Source organism: Mesorhizobium wenxiniae, from assembly GCF_002284535.1.
GTDB lineage: Bacteria > Pseudomonadota > Alphaproteobacteria > Rhizobiales > Rhizobiaceae > Mesorhizobium > Mesorhizobium wenxiniae.
Window position 1 is genome coordinate 448,479 of record NZ_NPKH01000023.1, and the last position, 24,405, is coordinate 472,883.

The window sequence follows — 24,405 nt, forward strand, 5'->3', positions numbered from 1 at the left end:
GGCATCCGGCGGTAGACATCACCTCTGCCGTCAGGGTAAGGCGCCGGCGCGATGACCGATTTGGCCAAGGACAAGGTCGAGGAAACGCGGCTTTGTCAGAACAGAGCCTCGCACACCGAGCGACGCCGGCTCGACGGCAATCGGATCAATTCCGATCAGTATCACGCCGCGGATCGGCTCTCTTAAGACTGACTGTTGCAACCGCTAACGCGAATCATAACCAGTGGCAGCAGAGGTCGCGAGAGTCGAATTATCGAGCGCACCCGGCAACATTGCCGGGGGAGAGGGAGGGGAAAGCATAGGCTTCCCCGACGAGATTAGCGGCTTCGAAACAATGCTGTGCAAGGGACGGCGCTGACGGCGAGGACGGCGCGTGAATCCTTGCAAACGCTGATTGCTGTCACCACACTGGTGAAGGGACCAATTCGTTAAGAGAACACTATGTCTCGCTCGAGCGACGATACCATCAGCCCGCAACTCCGGCTGGCAATAGACCGGAAGATTGCATCTCTGCTGACTGCCATCGAGCAGGAAAAGGTCCCCGGCCGTCTGACCAACCTTGCGATCCAACTGCAGAACGCGCTTGTCGAGAAGCGTCGATGCAAAGCAAAGAAAGTGGAATAGCTATCGACGCCTGTCGACTGCCAAGTTTCCCTGTGCTTCGGACAGGTGATTGCGTCTTTCTACCAATGTCTGCAACGAACTTTCGCCGAGGTGTTCCAGCACGCTGGCGCGCGCTCGGTTAAGGCGGCTTTTTACCGTTCCCACGGCGCAACCGCATATCTCGGCAGTTTCTTCATAGCTGACGCCAAGCACCCCGATCAGCATCAGGACCTCGCGCTGATGTTCCGGCAGCTTCTGGACTGCGCTAGAGACTTCCTTGCTCTGAACGGACCACTCCTGCGTCGCTTCCGAAATTGGGATTAGGGAGGCGCAGTCAAGCAGGCCGGGTTTTTCCCTGTCGGCGGCCTTAATGCGCGTATAATAGGTGTTGCGCATGATGGTGAAGAGCCATGACTTCATACGCGTTCCGGGCTCGAACTTATCGATGTTGGCGAGCCCTTTGGTCAACGTCTCCTGGACCAGGTCATCAGCATCGTCAGGAACACGGCAGAAGGTGCGGGCGAAGGCTCGCAAGGCAGGTATCAGGTCAACGATGGAAACGTCATCCGTCTCCTGGTTTGCCAAGGCGTAGCCCCTCGAGGACAATGGTCCAGCTCCCAGCAAGAATAAGTTGATGCACGCAGACCTAGCTAAATGCATGAAGGTTGGGTTCGTTCCGGACGTCGAAATAAGTCGCTAGAAAATCTTGGATTGGGCGAACGCACACCCGTCTCTGTGCGTTCGAGTTCTGTTGCGGTGAGGCCGCCCGATTAGAACACGGCCAGGGTCCGCCCGCAGTGGGCAGCCAGCGACGTCGATTCGCCATTGTTCCGCAAGCAAAGGCGCCAGTCTTTTACTGGAACAAAGCTGCGCATCGGCAGTTCGACGCCCTGAGCCGGTGGTTCCGGCCTTCATCCATCGAGGAGCGATAAACCATGGCCCAGTCCCGGCAGCGTTCAGAAACTCAGCCTGCAAGCAGTCGCGACCAAAATGTCGAGCGTGGAAACGGCGGTGAGTTTCACCAAACGGCGGAAGGCGAGACCCCTGTCCTCACCACTGCGCTCGGAACGCCTGTCTCGGACGATCAGAACACTCTGAAGATCGGCGAGCGTGGGCCATCGCTGATCGAGGATTTCCGCTTCCGTGACAAGATCTTCCATTTCGATCACGAGCGGATACCCGAGCGGGTCGTGCATGCTCGCGGCTACGGGGCACACGGCTATTTCGAAACCTATGAATCGCTCGCTAAATACACGCGCGCCGACATTTTTCAGCGTGCTGGCGAAAAGACGCCGGTTTTCGTGCGCTTCTCGACAGTCGCCGGCAACAAGGGCTCGTTCGACCTGGCCCGCGACGTGCGCGGTTTCGCGGTCAAGCTTTACACCAAGGAAGGCAATTGGGATCTGGTCGGCAACAACATCCCGGTTTTCTTCATCCAGGACGCGATCAAGTTTCCCGATCTGATCCATGCCGCCAAGCAGGAACCGGACCGCGATTCCCGCAGGCCCAAACTGCGCATGACAATTTCTGGGACTTCATCAGCCTGATGCCGGAATCGATGCACATGATCATGTGGATCATGTCGGATCGTGCGATCCCGCGCTCCTTCCGCTTCATGCAAGGCTTCGGCGTCCACACCTTCCGCTTCGTCAACGCGGACGACGAATCCACCTTTGTCAAATTCATCTGGAAACCAAAGCTTGGCATGCAGTCGGTAGTCTGGAACGAAGCGGTCAAAATCAATGGCGCCGATCCGGATTTCCATCGCCGCGACCTGTGGGAGGCGATCCAGTCCGGCAACTTCCCTGAATGGGAACTTACCGTACAGCTCTTCGATCAGGACTTTGCGGACAGCTTCGATTTCGACGTCCTCGACGCCACCAAGATTATTCCCGAAGAGATCCTCCAGCCGATCCCCGTGGGGCGATTGGTCCTGGATCGCATGCCGGATAATTTCTTCGCCGAGACCGAACAGGTTGCGTTCATGACGCAGAACGTGCCCCCCGGCATTGATTTTTCCAATGACCCGCTGCTGCAGGGACGCAACTTTTCCTATCTCGATACCCAGCTGAAACGGCTCGGCAGCCCGAATTTCACCCACCTTCCGATCAATGCACCGAAATGCCCGTTCGCTCATTTTCAACAGGATGGACACATGGCCATGCGCAATCCGGTAGGCCGTGCCAATTATGAGCCAAATTCGTGGGGCATGGGTCCGCGCGAAGAACCCCAGCGCGGTTTCCGTTCCTTTGCCGATGCCGAGGAGGGCCAGAAAGTGCGGCTGCGGGCGGAAAGCTTCGCCGACCACTACAGCCAGGCGAGGCAGTTCTTCAACAGCCAGACGCCTCCGGAACAACGCCACATCGCGATGGCTTTGACATTCGAGTTGAGCAAGGTCCAAACACCGGCAATCCGCGAACGAATGGTCTCCCATCTGCTGAACGTCGACGAGGCTCTGGCGGCCACTGTCGCCGACAAGCTTGGGATTCGAAAGATGCCCAATCCGGCAGACGCTGCCGTGCCGCCGCGAGTCGACCTGGAGCCATCGCCGGCGCTCAGCATCATCGAAAACGGACCGGAGAGCTTCAGAGGCCGCAAGGTTGGCGTGCTGGTCAGCGACGGCGAGGATGCCGCCATATTCGAGCAACTCCGGTCCGCGATCGAAACGGAAGGCGCGGTGATGGAGGTTGTCGCCGCAAAGGTCGGCGGCGTAAGTGCGGCTGACGGCACGCAAATCGAAGCGAGGCACATGATCGACGGCGGACCATCGGTCCTGTTCGACGCGGTCGTGCTTATGTTGTCAGAACCGGGCGCCGAACTGCTGGCCAAGGAAGCCGCGGCGAAGGATTTCGTTTCCGATGCCTTCGCGCATTGCAAATTCATCGGGTTCACGCCACAAGCCGAGCCACTCCTGGCCAGGGCAGGTGTCGAGGCGGATGCGGATGAAGGACCGATAAGGCTGGAATCAGAAGAGGCGGCTGAGGAATTTGTCCAGGCCTGCCGGAAGTTGCGGCTTTGGGCGCGGGAGGCGGCCGTCAAGCTCTGACGCGGGTGCATGCTGGCCATCTGTTTGCATGGTAGACGGGAACCCCGGCGACCATGCGGGCGCAAGCATCCGCGCCGCTCTTACTGGGCCGTCTATGACCGGGCGTTGTTCTTAGCCGTTTCCTCTCGCTGTTTTTTCAGGACTTCGTCAGTCCCGACCAGCTTTTTCGCCCCGCCGGAGATCGCTGTGGACACCACGGCAGGCGGGTCGCTCGCGGGAAAGGAATCCTCAAGTCCCGCCTGCAACTGGTCTTCCAAGGTTTTCGGCTCTTCCGACCGGCCAAGTGTCCTTCGGGTTTCTGCTTCCTCCAGCGGCTGTTTCATTTTCGGCGAACAACTGACCTCTCGAACGCAGGCGTAAAGCTGTTCGATGGAAAATTCCTTCATTGTCTCGAAATCTGCCCTTTCATCATTCATTGCCTCGATCTGATCGACCATAGTCTTCTCGAACCGTTCAAGGCTATCGCTTCCGCAAGCCTGGCAAAGACGCAATAATGCTTCGTGGAGCACTTTCGGACCAAAATAAGCAGACGCCTCGAGCTTGAGCCGCTGCAAATGCTCTGGAGTTACCGCTTGAATTTTTGACATATGCAGCCCTTTCGCCTGACGAGCATATCAACGGCAATCGTCGGCAGATGTTCCATTCACCGGCAGCGCTTGGCCGACAATGCAGCATACCGGTGTCCGGCTATCGGTCAGTCGCAGCGGCGGGTGCCTACCTCCGTGCTCGGCCGTCTTCGAGTTCGAGCGTCGAATCGAAGTAAGTCATCCAGCGCGTATCGTGAGTCACAACGCAGATCGCGACATTGCGACTGTCCGCCAGATGCCTGAAGACCTTCATCACCATCTCCGCCCGCGTACCATCCAGCGCAGCGGTGGGTTCGTCGGCCAGAATGACGGTTGGATCATTAGCCAGGGCCCTTGCGATCGAAACGCGCTGCTGCTCGCCGCCGGAAAGCTGGGACGGATAGTTGGAGCGGCGATGTCCCATGCCCAACGCATCGAGCAGCCTCGCGGCTCGCACCTGGGCCTGCTGCCGGCCGACATCGTTGACCTGCATGGCGATAGCGACGTTCGGCGGCCGTGAGAAAAGGGATCAAATTCGCCTTCTGGAACACGAAGCCAAGATGGGTCCGCCTGAAGGTCCGCAGCTCGTTGAGCTTAGCACCGGGACGCGAAATCACCTTACCGTCGAACAGAACCTCTCCTGTGGTCGGAGCCTCCAGCAGACCGGCGATCATAAGCAGCGTCGTCTTGCCCGAGCCGCTGGGCCCGACGATGCCGCTGACGACGCCGGGGCTCAAGGTCAGTGAACCTTCAGCCAGAGCGGCGTCGTTGATCGCGCTCAAACACGAACCGACTGCCCCTGGTCAATTCAGCTGGGCTAAGCGCGGTCAGGTCCATTTGTGAAATTGGAGTATCGAGGGCGATCCGCCATATATGGACATCGAAGCCGAGAACTGGCGTTGCCCGCGCGCCATCGTCTTGCAAGACAACACCGCTCTGCTTCATCTAACACTTTCCTCGCCGACAGAAGAGCGCGGCATGGCGTCGGCCCGATCGACGCCAATGGTAGCTGGTGATTAGCCATTAAGGAACGCTAGCAGATTTCGCCCGCAGTTTAGGATAGGGGTAAGCGCGCTCTTGGCGATGGCCATCCGGGTTGTAGAAAGCACGGGGCAAGTGCCGTGCCAGCAGGTGAGAAAGGAACCTTTTCTGAAACAGGCCGTTTGCCAGCAGGTCGTTGCATTAGCGACCAGTAACAACGGAAGGATCTTGTCATGAGCTACAAGATGATCTGTCTAGGCGCGATGGCGCTTTCGATGGTAAGCGGCGTTTCTCTCGCGGCAGGCCCCGACTCAGGCACGTCTGCCTTGGATGACCCCGCAAAGATGGAGCCGTTCTACACAGACTCTAGCATGACGACCATGCGGTCCGACGACGAGTTCACGGCAGCTTGGAAAGCGCTGACAGACGAGGATCGTACGGCAATGACAAAAGTCTGCGATGACGAGGCGGCAAACGCCAACGCCGCCAACACCCACCCTGAATTCTGCAGCAATGTCAAAAAGCTCGGCGGTGAGAGTAACTGAACCATGGAAGGCGGGCAACGGCCCGCCGTTTGATTACCGACTGTGAGGCCGGAGCGAATGGATAGCCGCATGGCGTGGGCTATATTGACCTGACCAGACCAATGATAAAACACCCGCGCGATGCGCTGCTGCCAGAGCCGCATCTTTGGTTGCTTCAGGGTCCACCCGCCAACCGCACTGGGCGAGCGCGTTGTGCGCTAGCACCAATGCGCCGGTGATTTTTGCGTGCCACCCAGTAACAGCAATTGCAGGGTTACCGATCCTCAAGCCGGCTCTGAATTGTCGGCTGACTCGGCAGTTTCAGGCAAATTTCCTTCAACTGCCGAATCAGTACTCGGATGGCAATGATACCTGCGTATCTGAGCGGAGCCCCTGGCGATTCCTGCCGGAACCCCGCAAGCCCATGTCATAGGGGATTACGCGGCCGCTTGAAGAGCACGTTCGTTGACGCCACCCTCGCCTAGACCCGTCAGCGCTTCGTCTGTCGCGACCTCTTCCTCGAGCGTCGCTTTGAGAAGAGAGACGACATCGGCCTTTCCCATCTGTTCTGCCCAGGCAATAAGAGTACCGTACCGGGCGATCTCGTAATGCTCGACGGCTTGCGCCGCTGCGACCAGTCCGGCATCGAGCGCAGGAGCACCTTCATATTCTTCGAGGATTTCCGAGCCTTCTTCAATGATGCCGTCGATCGCCGGACAGGTCTTGCCGCGTGCTGCCTTGCCAAATTTCTCGAACACCTCCTCGAGGCGATCGACGTGAGCTTCCGTCTCCATACGATGCTTTTCGAAGGCAGCAGTCACTTTTTCCGACTCCGCACCTTTCGCCATTTTCGGCAGGGCCCTCAGGATTTTCTTTTCGGCGTAGTAAAGATCTTTGAGTCCGTCGAGGAACAGGTCCTCAAGACCCTTGGTTGTCGCTTTCGCGGCTTTCTTCGCAGTTGGCATGGTCTTCTCCCGCTGGGGTTGGAGCTAGCCTCCCTAACTAGGAAGGCGTCCGATAACCCCGCCGGCCGGCAACAAGTTCCCTGATGATTCGAGCCGCTGGAAATTTTCCGAGGCCCCGGGTTCGCATAGTCAGGTGCTGCAAAGGGTTACGCTGGCGAGCGGAGGCGCAGCGCCGCCCTTTGGGGCCCGCCCCCGATCGGCCCGCGCCGGGCAATCGGCTCAATGATCCGTCTGATACGGCCCTTGTCGAGACGGAACACTCCATCCTGTCCGCCCTGCTTCTCAAAGTCGGTAAGCAGATCATCCCATGTACCCAGGAATTCGCCACAGTCGTCGCAAACGATCCTGTCCTCGGGACCGGCGTCGGCCGGAGGTCACTTCGCCCCGCTTGAGTTTTCTAATGGCTGCCGGAACAACTCAAGCCGCCCACGGATGTTCCCTGGTCCTTAAGCGTTTTGCGATCCTAAATTTGACGCTCATTGGCCGGCGCAAATGGCACAGAGTTGTGCGCGACCATCGATGGCGCGGTGCAAGTCTACGATGCTAATCGGCCGCTTTCCTTGGCGGCTCCCGGGTCGCATGGGTGACCACAGTATAGCGCGTAATCGGCCCGTCATCGGGGTCTTCTCCTTGAAAGTGAATATCCGCCTTCACTGGTAGCCGGCTGGTATTGCCGAACGCCTTAACTGCGGACGCACGGACGAGTTGGATGGCCGGGTCTTGCTTCATGATTTTTATTGCCGCAAGCTCGGCAGTACTGCTGCCGCCAATACGCCAGCTGGCTTCGAGCACGCCGGATCGCCAGGTACCCGACGAGTCGACCCCCTGGCCGATATCGTAATTGCGCCGCGAGGCGAAAAATCCAGGATACCCAGCCATCGCCGCGTCATAGGCCTTCGCCTGCGCCGTTGCCAAAGCTAGTGCGCGAGGAAGCTGAAGATCTTGGAGAGCTTCCCATCCGCCGCGCACAACAATGAGATCCGATCCGCCGTAAACGGATTGTCCCGCATTGTCGGTCGTCGTCCTTTGAGTGCCGTAGTAGGCGACCCTGATTTCATCGATCTCCGTTCTGCCAACACTCAACGTTACGATTTCACGAAGGTCCGCTTCGAGTACCAGACCGCACTCGTCCAGGTCGAGGAAGCGGTATCGCTCGAGCAGTCTCTCGACGTCAGCAACCGTGCGAACAATGTGCTGGTCCTGGCCTCGCGAGGAAAGCGGTGGCTTAAGTCGCGCCGGCCCGAGCCTCAACAGGCGTTCCGCTGCTCGCAGCGCATCATGCCGCGAAAATACCGTGTAGCCAGGCAATACTGCTGCGCTGACAGTTCTGCCGAAGCCGGTCGACCATTCTTTCGGTCGCTTGGCCAAGCCGTCGACCACTTCATGGGTTATCGCCTTGGTCATTGCGAAGCGCCAAGGCACCACGCCGCCGAAGAGATCCTGCGGCCCGTTGATGCCTAGCCGTGCCGCATCGGGAGCAAGCAAGCTGTCGTCCGGCACGAAATACAAGCCGTTGCCGCCGCTGTTGCCTAGACCCTGCTGGAAGGCAAATCCCTTGAGACTCGCAATCGTGCGGGCAACCGCAGCCATAGCTTCCCGTTCGTGAGCATAGAGGGGCTCGCAGCCCGGCGCGGAGAATGCGATTACGGTGCCTTTTGCCTCGCTCGGCTGAGTGCCTCTGTGCTCGGTCATCTCGTTCGTTCCGGTGCTACCTCATTGTGGCCGCGGATTGCCGATGTTTCGGCCCGCGATTCGGTCCGACCCAAGAGAACGCGCAAGATGGCAGAAACGTTCAGCCTGGGTTGGCCGGCTCGCCGTACTTCTGCGTCCTTTCGAACGATATACGTCGGGAACCGCTACCCCGAGCGCGCGATTAGAGGGGTAGACGTGAGGTCCAGATCGTGTCTGAAGGTGAGCGCCTGGTGGCGAAATTCGAAAACAGTATCGGGTGAATTCGGTGACGTTGCTGGCTCAGCCGCGCCTGGTCAACGACCCCTTCTCGGATGCGGGGCTCCTTCTGGATTTCCGATTCGGCAACCGGGCGATGCTCTTCGACATTGGTGATCTGTCGCCACTTTCGCCGCGCGAAATCCTGCGCGTCAGCCATGTGTTCGTATCACATATGCATATGGACCATTTCGCCGGCTTCGATCGGCTCCTGCGGTTATTTCTATACAGGAATAGAACAGTGCATTTCTTCGGCCCGCCTGGGTTGACCGCGGCCGTGCAAGCCAAGCTCAACGCATACACGTGGAATCTCCTCGACGAACAGTCCCACGATCTCATGATAGCGGCCTGCGACTGGACGCCGGGCGGATTTCATCATTGCCGCCTGTTTCGGGCGCGATCGGGCTTCGCTCGAGAGGATACTGCCTCGACCTCAGCCGAAGGAAATGTCCTGCTCGATGATCCCGATTTCCGTGTCGAAGCAGCAATGCTTGACCACGGCGTTCCATGCCTTGCATTCGCGTTTCAGGAAAAGATCCGGGTCAATGTGCAAAAACCGCAACTGGAAGCATTGGGTTTGCGCGTCGGACCTTGGTTGAGCGAAGCCAAGCGTGCGGTCCGGCGCGGGGCTGATCCGAAAACGACGCTGGCGGCAACCGCGGATCGGCATATCTCGGTCGGCGAACTGCTCGGTGCCGGAGCCCTGAGAACCGGTCCCGGGCAGAGGATTGTCTATGCGACCGATCTCGCCTTCAATGAGGCAAATCTTGCGCGTGTCGTTGCGCTTGCGCACGGCGCGAACCAGTTGTTTATCGAGGCGGGCTTCCTGCAGGAAGATCGCGAGCTGGCCGCAGCGAAGCGGCATCTCACGGCAGCCGAAGCCGGCACTATCGCCAGGCTTGCAGGTGTTGAACATGCCGTGCCGATGCACTTTTCGCCCCGTTATCTCGGACACGAGGATAAACTGCGTGCAGAGTTCATGGCAAATCCAGTCGCGTAAGCGCTTCTCAACCGCGCGACGCAGAATACCAGCCATTAGGCAACAGCCGGTATGATCTGCGTTTTGATCACTTGCGTTGAATATACCGGCCGACGGTTCGCCCCCGTCGGCTTGCAAGGATGGCGGAAAGGGTGACCGGGCGAAAATCCCAGCTGTCAACGCCCGCGTCGTACTGGCGTGTAACCGGGCTCAGTCTGCCGTGGGAATGGCCATGTAGATCGATCGATTTCTTGCCGATCTGATTCCAGGTGCGAAAAGGATAGTGGCAAAGGATCAGCAACCGGCCGTCTATCGTCAGCTCCTTATAATGTTGAGTGCTGGCCCAACCTGCGGCGCCGATGGTCGCTGCGCCATCGTTGTTGCCAATAATCAAATGCTTCTGGCCATTAAGAGAAGACAGTAGCGATGAAACGAATTCGGCCGATCCCCTCGCAAAATCGCCGAGATGCCAGATCTCGTCGTCCGGGCTGAGGGTTTCGTTCCAGAGCGAAATCAGCGCTCGATCGTGTTCTGCCAGCGAGCCGAACGGGCGACGATCGATGCGCAGAATGCGCGGATCGCTGAAATGTGTGTCGGCCGTGAAATAGATCATGGTCGTTTACAGCCTTTGCGGACAATGTCCGAACCTCGCCATACATTCGTCGAGCCTGTCGAGCGCGATGAGATAGTGCGCCACCGCGCTCTGGCCACCTCTGCTTGTGTTGGCAGAGGCCGGGGGCTTCCATCAAGGACCTTCGTGGCATTACCTTGAGATCGCAAGAACCTAGGCCGTGAGCGCCAGCGTCCAAGACGCGGCTCGCTGCAATCGAAGCCTGCCTTGCTGTTATCCGCGGCGAAAAGCCGCCAAGGGTCGCGCGCCAAGCATTCATCGTCGCGGCCAAGGATGCGAGGATCCTGCTCGGCGAACAAATCTAGCCGGCCGGTCAGGCCGAGCCTCGTTCAGGAAACTCGATCTCTTCCTTGACCTGCTCTTGCAGATCGTCACGCGCGCGCTCGCTATGAGTTACTCAGACAATCGCCCGATCCCAACCGCCATAATGTTGGTTGCTGCGCGTGCCGCGCGGCAGGCTGAGCACGATCAGCGCCAGACCGATCGCAACGTTCGCCACGATCGCGGTGGTCCCACCGCCGGAAAGCACGAAGGGTGACACCGCGATCCATGCACCAAGCACTACATTGAAGAAGCGCACCGGCCGGACAACTTCGGCCATGGCTGTGACTGCGACCATGACAATGAGACAGCCGACTACGTGATCGCTGAAGTAGAGTGGTGGTTCTGTGCCAATGATCAATGGCGTCGTCATCAACAAGGCGCCAAGTAGCGTGCTGGCGACCAGCGTCCATGGGAAACTAACGCCGCCGGTGACGAATTCCTTCAGCAACTCGGACACAGGGCGGTCGAGGTCGGTGTCAGGTGTCTGGTTCTCCGACAGCGCCGGTCCGCCCATCCAGAAGGTACGCCAGAACGGCTCGCCCGCCCTCGTGGCGCCCCAGAGATATTGGATGGTCGCCAGCACCTCATCGACCGAGTAAGGGATCAGCACCACCGTGACGGCGGCCTGGAGGATGCAGAGTGTGCACAGCGCGCCAATCAGCGGTGGCTGGATGATGATGAAGGACACACTGACCACGCCGAGCGGAACGATCAGCAAACCGAAGAGGAGCACCACCACGGCATGGTGCGCCAGCGCCGGCGATCGCCGACCGCGCCGGCGAGGATGTCGAGGCTATAGGCAAAAGCGCCGAGCCCGGCATCGGCGATTGGAAAACCCTTCGAGACCCATGACGTCACCACCGCCTCGCTGCCGTTGCGTATCGGCGCGCCGCCGGGGCCGAAGAACGGATCCCACAGCCCATCTATGTGGCCCATCTGGTAGGCGGCGAGATAGCGTGAAACGAATAGGCCGACAAAGGCCAGCGCCACGATGGGGATCCGCTGCGTGAAGGTGGATGGCGAATAGGTCCAGCCCAGCGGGCGGTCGTCGTCGGCCGCCAGCGCACGGCGGCTGACGCCGGGGGTCGGCGGGATCATTACAGCAAAGGCGACGATCAGCATGCCGACGAGCGTGTCGATGGCATAGGCCGCGGCGCTGGTCGTCCAGAACAGCAACGGCGCAAGCATCACCCAAAGACCGAGCGACGCCGCGACCCACTGCACCCAGCGCCAGCGCCGGAACATCCCCATCAACGCAAAGACCGTCACGAGCAGGCCCGAAACGATCTCGCTGACACCGAGACCGGCGTTGCGGAATTGTGGCTCCGCAATAGCGTGCCCCAGAGCGGGGGGTATTGCGGCTGCGACGGGGTCGAACTGTCATCGGCGATGTGGCCAGCCACAGTCCGAGCGCAGCGTTGGTCATCGGCGCCCAGAGCGTCCTCGACCGATGCCGCTTTATCGCCGCTTCGACGTCTTCCTTGCTTCGTTCGAGCGGTCCCTTAAGTCGCCTTTCGGCCTGCTCGATCTCAGGATCCGAAGCCGCGACAACGGGGGGATCAAGTTTGTTGGCCGCGTACCAGTCTGTAGGGTCCCGGTTCAGCCGGCGGATCATCTCCGGCAATGTGTCCAACAGGCTGTGTCTAGGCGCCCAGCCCAGCAGAGTTTTGGCTCGCGAGATGTCGATCTCGTAATGATCGTCCGAATTCTCGATCATCCACGGTTTGATGTCGGTGTCCTGATCGAGTACCTCCGTCTGCACCCAAGCGCCCAGCTTCGTCAGCTGCTTCGGCAACACTAAGGTGCGCCAGTCCTCGCCATGAATGAGCCGGCCGATGCGCTTCTGCATCTCCTCGTATGACGGTGTGTCTTCTTCGCCGATCAGAAGCACGGTCTCGGCCGGAAGTTCGGCGCGCCGGTCGACGGACGCACCACCGCATCGACGAGATCGTCCTTGTGCAGATAGGGCTGACCGGCGGTGATATCGCCGGCGAACAAATAGGCGGTCGGCAAGCGCTCGAAGATGCGAGCGATCTGCTGGGCAATAAAGGCCGCCCGGCAGTCTTCGTCATAGACGCCGGCGAGCCGCAGGATCACCGTCTTGATTTCGCCGCGCTGCCTCGAAATCAGCGCCTCGGTTTCGGCTTTCGATTTTGGGTGGGCCCAGGCCGGGTCGAGCGGCGAGTCCTCATTGATTTTCGTGCCCCTCCCCGGGCTTGGGGCATGGACGAGAAGCGTGCTGGAAAACACGAACTGCTCGGTCTCGATCGCCGTTAGCGCATTCAGGAGCCGGCGCGTGCCCTGCACGGTGACGGCGTCATATTTCGGATTGTCCTTGCCGGTCGTGTCGTAATAGGCGGCGAGGTGGATGACCGAGGCGATGCGACCGCCGCTGGGCTCGCGTGCCGCCTCCACAGCCCTACTCACGCTCTCATCGGAGGTGAGATCGATCCCGATCGTCTCCATGCCGGCGGGGGGATGCTTCGGTTTTGCAACATCGAGGCCGATAACCCGGTACCGGTCAATCAAACCTCGCGCAATCGCCTGCCCCAGGAAGCCGCTGCTGCCGGCGATAAGAACCGTCGGAAGGGTCATGCCGTGATTTGCCATAAGTCAGGCCCGTTCGCGTTGGAAGAGAGGCCCGATGACGCAATGCGCTTTGGCCTTCCTCGGCTCGCTCGGCACCTTCGAACTGGATTGGTCCTGACCTCCTCAAGCTCTGTCGTGGCGGTACTGTCACACTCCAAAGGAGGATCGCCTGAACGACAAGGAACTGCGCCTCGCGCCCACTCAGTGCGTTAAACACTGGCATGCCGGAATTGTTTCCGAGTCAGGCCAGAAAAATATGGCTCCCTCCGCGCAACGCTCTCCGCGGCCGAGGCTCAAGGCGTGACTGGCATCAAATGATTGTCGCCAAGCCCTATGCAGCGTTCGATTGGCCACTCCGCAGCGAAGCGAACTTGGTGCAGCGTCGCAATCGCCGGGCTCGCGATTTTCAGCTAGCGCCTCTTATGGGCGGCTAGTCTGTGTTGTTCCATCCCGCCTTGCGTGCCCGCGCTTCCTCGACGATCAGCTTGAACTCCCGCATCATCGCACTCTCAATGGCGAACGCACTGCTTGGCAGGACGCCGGGGTCTTCCTGATTATTCTGAAATTGAAAACGGGCCTCCAGTTGGGCCCATATTCGCTCGGAAGTCGCGTCGAGGCCGGCAAGCAGCGCGACGATCAGCGCCAGAGTCTCTCGCTGGGCGTTCAGCCGCCCCTCGATCTCTTCATTCGTCAACTCGGACATGTGGGATCGCTTCCAATTTCCGGCGAAACGGCAAAATCGCGTCCTAGTTCCGGAATTCAGCTCGTGGGGTCGTCCAGAGACGCAGCTACTCTTCCCTGAATGCCCGTTGGATTTGGTCCGCCAAAGGTTTCACGAGATAGGAAAGCATGGTGCGGCTGCCGGTCGAAAAGAATACCTCGACTGGCATGCCTGGCGCCAAGGTCAGGCCCTTGAGCCTGGTAAGCTCTGTGCGCGGCAAAACAACATGCACGGTATAAAAGCCGGCGCCTGTTTTCTCATCGAAATTGAGGTCGGCGGAAATCTTGCTGACGGCACCACTCAGTTCCGGCGTTGTTTGCTGATTGAATGCCGACAGCCGCAGGGTCGCGCTTTGCCCTGGCGTCAATTGATCGATGTCTTGCGGAGCCACGCGCGCCTCGACGGTCAGGTCGTCTGTCACCGGGACAATCAGCATGATGAGCTCTCCCGGAGAAATAACGCCACCGACCGTGTGCACGCCGAGCTGATGAACGACGCCGTTCTGCGGACTGCGTATATCGATTCGCTTGAGCTGATCTTCGGCCGAAACCTTGCGCTCGACGAATTCAGAGATCTTTGCCTGGACGTCGCGCAGCTCGCTCGCCACCTCGCTGCGCAAATCCTGGTCGACCTGAATGATCTGCAACCGGGTTTCCGCGATACGACCCTTCGCCTGCGCAATCGATGCAGTCAGTTGCCCGTGCTCACCATTAAGCCGCACGGCATCGCGTTCAAGCGCAGTTATGCGATCGATTGAAACCAGCTTGCGTTGCCAAAGTGCGCGCATGCCTTCGAGCTCAAACCCGATCAACTTGATTTCCTGGCTCTTGGCATCTCTTTGCTCGATCAAGCCGGAAACTTCTTCGGCAAGCTGCGCAATGCGCTCTTCCAACTGAGCCTTCTGACCGGCGCGGGCCTGTCGGCGAAATTCGAACAGAGATTGCTCTCCGGCCATCGCCCGACCAACCGCGGGGGCATCCTGCCGTGACACAAGCGAAGCTGGAAAGATGATGCTTCCTTTGCCGTCGCGCTCGGTCTCAAGGCGAGCCAGGCGCGCCTCGAATTCGTCCAGACTCTTGGTGACGATCGCCAAATTGGCCCGAGTGATCGTCTCATCGAGGCGGATCAAAACCTTGCCCGATTGCACGGCATCGCCTTCCCTGACGAAGATTTGGCCGACCACTCCACCGGTTGGATGCTGTACTTTCTTGACACTGGAATCGACGACCAATTTTCCCGAAGCGATAACGGCTCCGGAAAGCTCGGTGACGGCGGCCAAACTCCCCGCCCCGCCAACCAGCAGGATGCAGGTTGCGACACCGCCAAGCAGATAGCGTCGAATGGTTCGATCCACCGCGAATATCGTGGGTTGCGCCATCAGGATGCCGTCTCTTCAAGTCCGGAAACGACCTTCAAGGGCACGCCTGCTGGGCGAGTTATCTTGTTCAAGATCTCATTCTTCGGGCCAAAGGCCTGGATACGGCCGTTCGCCATCACAAGAACCTGATCCAGGCTCGCCAGCGCGCTCGGCCGGTGTGCGACCACGATGGCAACGCCGCCTCGCGCGCGGACACTTTGAATTGCTTCCGTCAACGCGGCCTCGCCGTCCGCATCGAGGTTGGAGTTAGGTTCGTCCAGAATAACAAGAAACGGGTCGCCGTAGAGAGCTCGTGCAAGCGCCACCCGCTGTCTCTGGCCCGCCGAAAGCGCCGATCCGGCCTCGCCGATCCGCGTCTCGTAGCCTTCCGGCAGGTGGATGACGAGATCATGAACGCCGGCCGCGCGCGCAGCCGCCAGTATCTTGTCCGAGGGCGCTTGCGGTTCGAAGCGCGCGATATTCTCGGCAATGGTGCCATCGAACAGCTGCACATCCTGCGGCAGATAGCCGACATGGTTGCCCAGCTCTTCCGGCGACCACTGGTCGAGCGTTGCGCCATCCAGCCTGACGGTTCCGCGAACTGGGAGCCATATCCCGGCAATAGCGCGCACGAGCGATGACTTGCCAGAAGCGCTCGGCCCGACAATGCCGAGGCCGACGCCCTTTTCCAATGCAAAGGTGGCGTCTTGCACGACCATACGACGCTCCCCCGGCGGCGTGACACTGATACTTTCGACCGAAAGAGCAGATACCGGCGCAGGCAGCGAGACACTTATCGCAGTTTCGGGAAGCAGGACCAAAAGCTGGGTCAACCGCGCCCAGGCCTGGCGGGCGGTGACGAAACCCCTCCAGTGGGCGATAGCCAGTTCGATCGGCGCGAGCGCCCGGCTCATCATGATCGAACTGGCGATCATGATGCCGCCGGTCGCTTCCTGATGGATGACGAGATAAGCGCCGATCGCCAGGATGCCCGATTGCAGCATCATGCGCAGGATCTTCGAGATCGTTCCGAGCGTCCCAGCAAGGTCGCTGGCCGTTGCATTGGTGTCGAGATAGTCAGCATTGATCCCCGACCAGCGCTCGGCGATGCGTGATCCAAAGCCCATGGCCTGCAGAACCTCGACATTGCGACGTGTCGCTTCGGCAAGTGTATTGCGCGCCGCCGCTTGACTGTTTGCCTTTCTGGCGGGCTCTCTCGTGCGAATTTCGGCGAGCAATGTCAGGCTGAAGAGAATGACCACGCCGGCCAGTGCCGTCATGCCGATCCAGAAATGGAACAGGAAGCAGATTGCGAGATAGAGAGGCATCCAGGGCAGGTCGAAAAGCGCGGTCGGACCGGCGCTCGACATAAACGAACGCACCTGATCAAGATCGCGCAAGGATTGAAGGCCGTCGCCGGCGAGTTTGGTGCGCAACGGCAAACGCATGAGGGCGGCGTAGACCTGTCGGCTCAAGCGCGCGTCCAGCGCCATCCCGATGCGCACCAGCAAACGCGACCGGATGAGTTCGAGAGCGCCCTGAAAAACGAAAAGCGTGCCGGCAAACACGGCGAGCCCGACGAGCGTCGGCACGCTGCGGCCGGGTATGACGCGATCATAGACCTGCAGCATGAAGAACGAGCCGGTCAGCGCCAGAACATTGACGACGCCGCTCATCAAGGCAATTCCCGCCAACGCTCGCCGGAAGGAAGCCAGAACCGCCGCGAGGGTCGTTCGCGGCTCGGATGGATGGGGATGCGACATCGCCTTCACATCAGTCACGGTTCAGTCTCAGGCGGCAATGACCACGCCCGAAATCAGGCCTGATGACGAACGTGTCCGTGCCGAGCCCCCCGTCAGGTGTTACGCCTAGATAACCCAATCGTTCAACGCATAGGCATGGATGTAGTCGATCTGCATTTCTGCAGGCGTGGCAAGCCCGTCGGCAGGCGTTCCCGCCATGCCGCCAACCGCCAGATCGACCAGCATATACATTGGCTCGTGCATGTCGGCAGGCGTTGCGGCACGGGCAACTTCGACGTCGTCGAAATACCAGACGAGTTCGTCTTCTGTCCACAGCACCCCGTATGTGTGGAACCCTGCGGTATCCGCGACATAGGCGGTAGAGGACACTTTTGTATGAGTCCCCGTCTCGTTCGAGTGGCCTGTCAAAATGAGCTTGTTCGGATCCTGCCCGACCATCTCGACGACGTCCAGTTCCGGCGGCCAGGAACCGTCCGCCGGGAGAAGCCAGAAGGCAGGCCATACCCCTTGTTTTTCGGGCATGTCGGCCCGAATTTCGAAATAGCCGTAGGTCTGCGCGAACGATTCGTAGGTCGTCAGCAGACCTGACGTGTATTGGTAATTGTTTATGTAGGGCCGGATCGCCTCAGGAGCCCGGGCGGCCGTAATCGTGAGAACACCGTCCTCAACGCTGAACGGATTGACGGAACTTGTCGGGGCGTAGTTGGTATCGATATACCATTGAAGCTCTTTGTTGCTCGTGAGCGAGCTGCCGTTTGCGGCCCCCCACCAGAAATTCGAGTCCCAGGTGCCGCTCGAACCATTCCACAGGTCCAGCGTGTCGAACTCGTCCGAAAAGGTGAGTTCCAGAGCCGACCTGTCCACGGCCAGCTTGAACTGGCTTGCGGTGAACTCGCCGATGGTCTTGTTGGCGAAGACGAGAAACTCGCTGTCGGACAGATTGAGTCGGACGTTCGCTCCTGACTGCACCATGTTGGCGCGCACCTCCTCGAAGGAGGTGAAGCCGTAGCTCCCGACGCGAACGGTATCCGTTGCACCAAAGTCCAGGATCAGATCACTGCCGTTGCCGGGGTTTACAACGAAAATATCTGCCCCCGATCCGCCCTTCAAAACGTCATCGCCCCGTAAGCCGTCGAGCGTCTGTTGGCCGGAGCCGCCGGTAATGATGTTGTTCAGCTCGTTTCCGATAGCATAGCGTTTGTCGCCCGTGACCGTCAGGTTCTCGAAATTGGCTGGGAGCTTATAGCTCATCCAGGTCGAGATGGTGTCGACACCCTCGCCGGGCCGCTCGACCGCTTTGTTTTTCGGGTCATACAGATAATAGATGTCATCGCCCTTGCCGCCATACATTGTGACGGTGACACTGCCGTCCCCATACATCGAGTCGTTGGACGTGCTGCCATAAAGTGTTGGGCCGGAATTCGTCGCCGAATACCACTTTACGGAGGATCCGCTGTAGGGAAGTGGAACGCCCTTGGCGTTCAGTACCGTGGCCATCCCGGTCTTTTCTCCTTTGTCTCGCCTTGATGGCAGCCCTAACATTTATCGAGGGTAAAAGGAGCCAATATGTTTTGGCCTTTGGCTTAGGAGAGTTACCAAAGACTTAACACGTCGTGGGACTATTTTGTCGGCCTGAAGCCAGATGAGCTGCTAATAGACCTTGAAAGCCCCCGCATCGGCTCGTGCATCCACATCGGCGGCATGAACAGCAGCGACAGCGGCGTGAGGCCGTGATGCAACCTGCGAGGCTGGGCGTAAAAAACGCGGTCATCGTCCTCGTGTCTGGCGACCGCGCAGTGGCGTTGCGTTACGTCAAGGGTGAAACGCCGGTGCCGACGGTCGTCGGCAAGGGCCAGGGCCGAGCGGCCGACGAGATGATGGCTCAAGCACGCAAGGCAGGTATTCCCGTGGTCGAGGATGCGGCCGTCGCCAGCCCACTCTTCGAAAATGCAAATACCGGAGCTTACATCGGTCAGGAGATGTTCTCACCGGTCGTGCGCCATCTCGTCCGGCTCGGGCTCACTTGAGGCATGGTCGAACCGACCTTGCCGCGCAATACCTGAGCAGCGCGGCAAGGTCAGCAGCGACCTATTTAGCTGAACCCAATAGGACGTCGAGATCGACCGCGTCTGCCATCGCCTTGTATCCCGCGTCGTTGGGATGAAGGTTATCGCCGCAGTCGTATTCGTCGCGCAGATATCCCGGTTTGGCCGGGTCTTCCATCACCTTGTCGAAGTCGATCACGCCATCGAAGCCGCCACCGGCGCGTATCCATTCGTTCACAGCGACGCGTATCCTTTCCTTCTCGGGTGTGTAGTAACCCTCGGTGGGAAGTCCTTTGAAGGTGTCGGCGAAGGGGGTCAACGTCGCGCCTACAATGCGTATGCCATGGGCATGCGCGCGGTCGATGAGCTGTTTGTATCCGCTGATGATGTCTTCGGCGGTCGGTTCCTTGTCGTCCGGCGTGATTGCATTTTCGCCGGGCCAGCCGATATCGTTGATGCCCATCATTACGACGACGGTCGAGACTTTGGGATGGCTCAGTATATCAGAATCGAAACGCGCCAGAGCATTGACGCCCATACCGTCGGTCAACACGCGATTGCCCGAAAAAGCTTCGTTAACCACCGCGACCTTGCGGGCGGTCTCCTGCAATCGCTTGGCGACAAGGTCTGGCCAGCGATTGTTGGCGTCGGGGGTCGAGCAATTCCCATCCGTGATGGAATCCCCGAAAAACACGATCGCCTGGGATTTCGGCGCGGCGTCAACCCATATATCGCTCAGAAAAAGGCGTGATTTGAGTGTGCTGTCAGCCTTGAACGTCGCGTCGTTTGTGAAATTTCCCGGGCCAGAGATGTAGGCGGTTTGCACACCATCCCAATGCACCGACGACAGCGCCGTCTTCTTCGGGAGGAAGATGCTGACGGATATTTCGGAAAGCGCTTCTGCCGGGAGGGCGACGGGGTCGCTGAGGATCGGGGCTCCCGGCGGAACGACCACAGAACTCTTGCCTCCCCAGGTCAGGGGCTTCAGGGTCGCCTGATCGACGTCGCCGTCCTTGCCTGCTATTCCAACGCTGCCGGCACCGATGGTCAGTGGCTTAGCGCCGAAAGCATTCGATAGGACGACCCGGACGGTATTGCCGCCGACGCTGATGCGGGCAACTTGGCGGACGGTCTGATTCTCCAGCACTTCCGGCACTCCGAAAGGCGCAGGAAGATCATCCGACCAGCGCGGAGCAGGTGTGGCAGCCCAAGTGGTGATCCAGGCTTCCTTTTCCGCGCCTTGTGCCCCGAAACCACCGGTCGCGGAGCCGGCCGCCACAGCTGCACTTATCAGGATAATCTGACGCAGACGCCGTTTCCTCCCTGCTGCGGGAGAAAGCGCCGATGAAACCTAAAATTGAAATACCTGGTGAGCCGCATTTTCATCTCCTCCTCGAGACATGCTGGTACTGCCGCCGCCGCCCCTATTATGACGGGCTGCACAGGGAATGAAATTGAACTTCCGTTGCGATCTTGGACCAGCGCCAGGGGCAAGATGTCCGACTTGTGCAGAGGGATGCCGCCCGCCTGTTTCGGCGAGCGGCGGACTGGAGCAGGCCGTTCGACCGTGACCGCGGTACTATATCAAAGGTCATCGCTGCGTTCGAGTGAAGGCCCCCAGAACCAGACTTGGCGTGCTGAAGGCGTCAGCTATGCCCCAAAAGTGCACGCGCCAACTCTTGCCATTCCTCATCAAGCGTCAAGGTCGACGGCGCGGCGTCGCAGCGACGATACCAATATTCCGCATTCGATTGATCGCCTTCCTTGCGATGGAGGTAGGCATGCACGCGCATACCCGCCGTATCGTCGCGCACCTGCGCGCGCTCGTGCGCCTTATCCCAATCGCCCTTTGCATCCCACCACAGCGCCTGCAGGGCGGGGCTCAAGCCGGCGGGCGGCCGTGATTTCGCAATCGAATCTCTGAAAGCTTGCAGATCCATTTTCCACCGACGTGATATACATGGGTGGCCGATAATAATCCCGGATTCCCCAACAGCAAAGTCGCATCGCGCACAGCAAAAATGGCGGTGCTCTCTGCGTGCCATTGGCAAGACTCCCAACTATCAACTGATCGTTATCTCTGTACCGACATGGTGATGAGGAGATGGTAGCGTGGAACCAGGCTCAAACCTCGGACATGATCTTCACCCAACCTGTGATCCACGAGTTTGGCAATATCTCCGTGCCGACAACGCTGATCATCGGGGGCAAGGACCGTACAGCCCCGGCGGCAATCGCGCCAGCGCCGAGGTCGCGAAGACCCTCGGCCACGTCCACTCGGACGCGCCGCAGCCGCGGCCATTCCGAGCGCGACGCTCGTAGAATTCCCAGAGCTTGGCCATTCGCCCCCAGCGAGTTCCACTCAGCACTCCTGGAAGCGATAAAGTAGCGGCCTCCGGACTTTAGCTGGATATTTAGGAACTCCGATTGTGTAGGTGAGTGAGGAACCGCCCGTCCCACGGCAGTGAGCGGTGTCTCGTTACCTACGAAGGCGACGTGTCGGTGCGGCGAGACGACGCCGACGTAAGGACTTTACCGAGCGATCCGAGCACGACCGGCACCACTTCCGGTTCATTAACTTCCCGGAGAATGGCGTGGAGATGCCCGAGCACACAGGAAAGGCATCATTGAACGGTCAAACGCGAGTAGCCAAGAGCAACAGACTCTAATGCGGTGCGATTGAGAATTGTCAGCGAGCCGTGGTCGTATTGGGTCAGATACCGCCGTTCCCATTCTCTCAGGCAACGATTCACTTTCGCTCGAGACGCCGGGATCATTGCCGCGAGGTCGGTCTGCGAAATATGGATTCTCTGAGCTCCATTCACGGTAGCCGTACTGTGCGGGGTCTCAGTCAATCGCAAGAGCGTGCTCGCCAATCGAATGGATAGGGCATTGGACGCACTGTGGATCACTCGCTCTTGCGCGTCGTGCGTAGCTTGGCATAAGTACGGGATCACCTTCAGTGCGAGATCTGGGTGCTTGTCGAAGACACTAGCCATGAAAGCTGCTTCGATTTGGAGCAAGTCGCTTTCCACGATTGACGCAGCGTTCATGTTACTGTGTCGCGCGATGAACAATCTAGTCAAGTCGAAAGTGTCACCGGGACCGAGATCGGAAAAGATGAATTCTCGGCCGTCTGAGAGGGGAACACTAAGACGAACTTTTCCGTGAATTATGTAGTAAATATAACGCGGGATGTCTCCAAGGTGAGTTAAGACTTTATTCTTTGGAACCCTCCGTATAATGGCTGCTTTCGCCATTTCACTAAGAGTATCTTGCCCAAATTGCCGAAATAAGCGTATTTTGTTCAGTTGTTTGACTCGAACCTCAGCGCCATTCTCTGCCATGGCTCCTCTCCCTGATAGGGTAAGCGCCCCGGCCCCCTAAAGCGTTGCCTTGACCACCTCTTTGAACGAGTCCGACCTCCAATCCGTTCTCGCTCAGACACGTTAAGGCACAAATATTAGCACGTTAGGATACGATAAAATAGCGACTCGTCTGTGCCCGGGGTAACAGCGGCATGTCTCTGAGACATTTAAATCAAATCTAACCGACTGGAAGCCGTTGGGATAACCCCCTCCTTATGGGATGGCGTGTGCCATGCGCCAGGAAGGAGAAGGGATCAACAGGATTCGGGGGGTTCGTCTCTATGCGGCATGCACCAACCGAGGCGTCTCGTGCGCTCTGGAATCGAAGGGTAGAGCCGCTACGGCTTCCTGTGGGAGCAGTTTGCGTGTTTCTCGCAACTGCTGATTTCCTCCTTGGACAGACAATACTTCTTGCGTCAATTGAGCTCTACCATAGGGCCTTCGGCGTGAGGCCGCCAGATATCTGGGATTCGATCTGCCTAAGTGTTACCGCCGGTCTGTTGCTGGTCGCATTCATGACCGCCAGGGGTGCCTACACGGTTAGTGGCATCCTGGACGATCACTGCAGGATCAAAACACTCATCAGCGGCTGGCTGTTTGTTTTCTTTTCAATTCTCTGGCTCGCCTTTCTCACGAAGACGACGTCGACGTTCTCGCGCGGCTCCTTGACGCTGGCGTTTGCGGTCGGATTCCCAACCTTGCTGCCTGCCCACGCGGTTCTAGCGCGTGGGCTGAAACGGCTTCTGGCTGCTGAGAAACTCGTGTTGCGCACAGTTTATCTGTTTTACTCTGGCGTTCCTGGAAAGGAACAGGGGATAATCAGCAAGCTTAGGCAACAGGGCATCGCGGTTTGTGGTGTTTCGAACATCGAGAACGATGATGGCACGATCGCAGCACGATCGGTGCATGCCGCCGCCGCAGCTGCACAGGCTGCGTTCCGTAATGGCTCGTATGGGGCAGTTTATCTCTTTTGCTCTTGGGACCAGCGGAAGTTGATCGACCGCATTCTGGAGGAAATGTCCCGCCTCCCGCTGCCGATCTATCTTTTCGCCGACGCCTACATAGATAGAATTCTGGCTGGAAGCCCGCTGCACACCGGCTGGCAGCGAGCCTTCGAAGTCCAGCGTATCCCGTTGAGGCCTGCCGAACGCCTGCTCAAGCGGTTGTTCGACATTGCTGTTGCATCCCTGCTACTGCTGTTCCTATGTCCGTTGATGGCGTTGGTCGCATGTGCCATAGCGCTTGAGAACGGTCGCCCTGTGCTGTTCCGGCAGACGCGACGAGGTTTTGGTGGTAAGCCGTTCAATATTTACAAATTCCGATCGATGACGGTGCAGGAGAACGGTACACAAATTCGCCAGGCTCAGCGTAATGATGCGCGGGTTACCCGACTTGGCCGAATATTGCGCCGGTCAAACATCGACGAGCTGCCGCAATTATTCAACGTGCTTCGGGGAGAGATGTCCCTGGTTGGACCCCGACCTCACGCCATCGCTCATGACGATACCTATAGTGTGATCATTGCGAGCTATGCTTATCGTCATCATGTAAAACCCGGTTTGACAGGCTGGGCTCAGATCAATGGCTTTCGAGGGGAAACGAAGGAACTCTGGAGGATGGAAAAACGCGTTGAGCACGACCTCTGGTATATAAAATCCTGGAGCATGCTTCTCGACATTAAGATAATTTGGAAAACCGCACTACTGGTCTTTTCGGATCGTAATGTCTACTGATGTATATAGCAGCTTCTCAGGGAAGCTAACTGATGTAAGTAGTCCATCCTCTGACCGATTGAACGGCTGCTTCGGGCGATCCCGCCGCCTGCGAGTACATCGAGCCTCATAATCGGGTTCGCGCCGGTTCAGTCGCCGGACAGTGCCGTGTCTCGCAGGCTAAATTTAGCTCAATTCGAAAATCAACATGCGAAAATCAACGCGACGCGGGGAGATGGTCGGAGCAACGCATGACGGAACCTCAGCAAAAAGCCGGGGCAGTC

The 24,405-nt window shown here is 58.8% G+C and carries 20 protein-coding genes and 4 pseudogenes; 8 read left to right on the forward strand and 16 right to left on the reverse strand.

The genetic code is table 11. From position 1 onward, the window contains the following. The first annotated feature begins 51 nt into the window (after positions 1-51). A complete protein-coding gene (locus CIT31_RS35755) occupies positions 52-186 on the forward strand; it encodes a hypothetical protein (protein ID WP_280950342.1) in 135 nt (44 codons plus the stop codon). 255 nt (positions 187-441) lie between these two features. Next, complete coding sequence (locus CIT31_RS18640; RefSeq protein WP_095519796.1) at positions 442-624, forward strand: hypothetical protein; 183 nt, start codon at positions 442-444, stop codon at positions 622-624. Here CIT31_RS18640 and CIT31_RS18645 read toward each other — a convergent pair whose 3' ends face one another. Next, the gene (locus tag CIT31_RS18645; protein WP_095519945.1) at positions 625-1,188 is read right to left on the reverse strand and encodes a sigma-70 family RNA polymerase sigma factor; all 564 of its coding nucleotides are present in this window, start codon (positions 1,186-1,188) and stop codon (positions 625-627) included. It lies immediately after the preceding gene. Between the two features lie 350 nt (positions 1,189-1,538). On the opposite strand from CIT31_RS18645, the pseudogene katE reads away from it, so the two are divergent. Then, positions 1,539-3,649: pseudogene (gene katE / locus CIT31_RS18650) on the forward strand (catalase). A gap of 92 nt (positions 3,650-3,741) precedes the next feature. Here katE and CIT31_RS18655 read toward each other — a convergent pair. The 4 genes and pseudogenes from CIT31_RS18655 to CIT31_RS34305 all read right to left on the reverse strand — a co-directional run bounded on the left by CIT31_RS18655 (position 3,742) and on the right by CIT31_RS34305 (position 5,160). Beyond that, complete coding sequence (locus CIT31_RS18655; RefSeq protein ID WP_095519797.1) at positions 3,742-4,236, reverse strand: hypothetical protein; 495 nt, start codon at positions 4,234-4,236, stop codon at positions 3,742-3,744. A gap of 127 nt (positions 4,237-4,363) precedes the next feature. Then, on the reverse strand, positions 4,364-4,708 hold the full coding sequence (locus CIT31_RS18660) for an ATP-binding cassette domain-containing protein (protein WP_245316368.1): 345 nt from the start codon (positions 4,706-4,708) through the stop codon (positions 4,364-4,366). 46 nt (positions 4,709-4,754) lie between these two features. Further along, positions 4,755-4,997 (reverse strand): annotated as a pseudogene (locus CIT31_RS35235) (ATP-binding cassette domain-containing protein); the annotation flags it as partial. Further along, positions 4,966-5,160 (reverse strand): 4'-phosphopantetheinyl transferase family protein, encoded by a 195-nt coding sequence (locus tag CIT31_RS34305; RefSeq protein ID WP_165778472.1) that lies wholly within the window; start codon positions 5,158-5,160, stop codon positions 4,966-4,968. The pseudogene CIT31_RS35235 and the gene CIT31_RS34305, both read right to left, overlap by 32 nt. Positions 5,161-5,429: 269 nt before the next feature. On the opposite strand from CIT31_RS34305, the gene CIT31_RS18665 reads away from it, so the two are divergent. Further along, entirely contained in the window at positions 5,430-5,741 is a 312-nt protein-coding gene (locus tag CIT31_RS18665) for a hypothetical protein (protein ID WP_095519798.1), read from the forward strand. 416 nt (positions 5,742-6,157) lie between these two features. Here the strand turns inward: CIT31_RS18665 and CIT31_RS18670 are convergent, their stop codons facing one another. Beyond that, entirely contained in the window at positions 6,158-6,685 is a 528-nt protein-coding gene (locus tag CIT31_RS18670; protein WP_065006888.1) for a YciE/YciF ferroxidase family protein, read from the reverse strand. A gap of 543 nt (positions 6,686-7,228) precedes the next feature. After that, complete coding sequence (locus CIT31_RS18675) at positions 7,229-8,377, reverse strand: DUF3182 family protein (protein ID WP_095519799.1); 1,149 nt, start codon at positions 8,375-8,377, stop codon at positions 7,229-7,231. 265 nt (positions 8,378-8,642) lie between these two features. On the opposite strand from CIT31_RS18675, the gene CIT31_RS18680 reads away from it, so the two are divergent. Then, on the forward strand, positions 8,643-9,632 hold the full coding sequence (locus tag CIT31_RS18680; protein ID WP_095519946.1) for a ribonuclease Z: 990 nt from the start codon (positions 8,643-8,645) through the stop codon (positions 9,630-9,632). Between the two features lie 67 nt (positions 9,633-9,699). Here the strand turns inward: CIT31_RS18680 and CIT31_RS18685 are convergent, their stop codons facing one another. Further along, on the reverse strand, positions 9,700-10,224 hold the full coding sequence (locus CIT31_RS18685) for a metallophosphoesterase family protein (protein WP_095519800.1): 525 nt from the start codon (positions 10,222-10,224) through the stop codon (positions 9,700-9,702). A 209-nt stretch (positions 10,225-10,433) separates the two neighbouring features. Between CIT31_RS18685 and CIT31_RS18690 the strand changes: the two are divergent. Next, a pseudogene (locus CIT31_RS18690) lies at positions 10,434-10,547 on the forward strand (DUF982 domain-containing protein); the annotation flags it as partial. A gap of 92 nt (positions 10,548-10,639) precedes the next feature. On the opposite strand, the pseudogene CIT31_RS18695 reads toward CIT31_RS18690, so the two are convergent. The 5 genes and pseudogenes from CIT31_RS18695 to eglC all read right to left on the reverse strand — a co-directional run bounded on the left by CIT31_RS18695 (position 10,640) and on the right by eglC (position 18,493). Beyond that, positions 10,640-13,161 (reverse strand): annotated as a pseudogene (locus CIT31_RS18695) (vitamin K epoxide reductase family protein). A gap of 424 nt (positions 13,162-13,585) precedes the next feature. Continuing rightward, positions 13,586-13,858, reverse strand: coding sequence for a hypothetical protein (locus tag CIT31_RS18700; protein ID WP_095519801.1), 273 nt, complete (start codon positions 13,856-13,858; stop codon positions 13,586-13,588). Between the two features lie 85 nt (positions 13,859-13,943). After that, positions 13,944-15,254, reverse strand: a complete 1,311-nt coding sequence (locus CIT31_RS18705; protein WP_095519802.1) for an HlyD family type I secretion periplasmic adaptor subunit — start codon at positions 15,252-15,254, stop codon at positions 13,944-13,946. Further along, on the reverse strand, positions 15,254-16,996 hold the full coding sequence (locus CIT31_RS18710; protein WP_095519948.1) for a type I secretion system permease/ATPase: 1,743 nt from the start codon (positions 16,994-16,996) through the stop codon (positions 15,254-15,256). The genes CIT31_RS18705 and CIT31_RS18710 overlap by 1 nt, the downstream gene beginning before the upstream one ends. Positions 16,997-17,101: 105 nt before the next feature. Continuing rightward, positions 17,102-18,493, reverse strand: a complete 1,392-nt coding sequence (gene eglC, locus CIT31_RS18715; protein WP_095519803.1) for an endo-1,3-1,4-beta-glycanase EglC — start codon at positions 18,491-18,493, stop codon at positions 17,102-17,104. Positions 18,494-18,678: 185 nt separating this feature from the next. Here eglC and CIT31_RS18720 point away from each other — a divergent pair, with 185 nt between their 5' ends. Beyond that, entirely contained in the window at positions 18,679-19,023 is a 345-nt protein-coding gene (locus CIT31_RS18720) for an EscU/YscU/HrcU family type III secretion system export apparatus switch protein (RefSeq protein WP_280950343.1), read from the forward strand. A gap of 61 nt (positions 19,024-19,084) precedes the next feature. On the opposite strand, the gene CIT31_RS18725 is transcribed toward CIT31_RS18720, so the two are convergent. The 3 genes from CIT31_RS18725 to CIT31_RS18740 form a co-directional block, all read right to left on the reverse strand. Beyond that, positions 19,085-20,320 (reverse strand): SGNH/GDSL hydrolase family protein, encoded by a 1,236-nt coding sequence (locus tag CIT31_RS18725; RefSeq protein ID WP_245316370.1) that lies wholly within the window; start codon positions 20,318-20,320, stop codon positions 19,085-19,087. A 367-nt stretch (positions 20,321-20,687) separates the two neighbouring features. Next, positions 20,688-20,981: a hypothetical protein gene (locus CIT31_RS18730; RefSeq protein ID WP_095519805.1), complete on the reverse strand. Its 294-nt coding sequence runs from the start codon at positions 20,979-20,981 to the stop codon at positions 20,688-20,690. Between the two features lie 684 nt (positions 20,982-21,665). Continuing rightward, positions 21,666-22,388: a Crp/Fnr family transcriptional regulator gene (locus CIT31_RS18740; protein ID WP_095519806.1), complete on the reverse strand. Its 723-nt coding sequence runs from the start codon at positions 22,386-22,388 to the stop codon at positions 21,666-21,668. A gap of 386 nt (positions 22,389-22,774) precedes the next feature. Here CIT31_RS18740 and CIT31_RS18745 point away from each other — a divergent pair, with 386 nt between their 5' ends. Then, positions 22,775-24,142 (forward strand): exopolysaccharide biosynthesis polyprenyl glycosylphosphotransferase, encoded by a 1,368-nt coding sequence (locus CIT31_RS18745; protein WP_165778494.1) that lies wholly within the window; start codon positions 22,775-22,777, stop codon positions 24,140-24,142. Positions 24,143-24,405 lie beyond the last annotated feature (263 nt).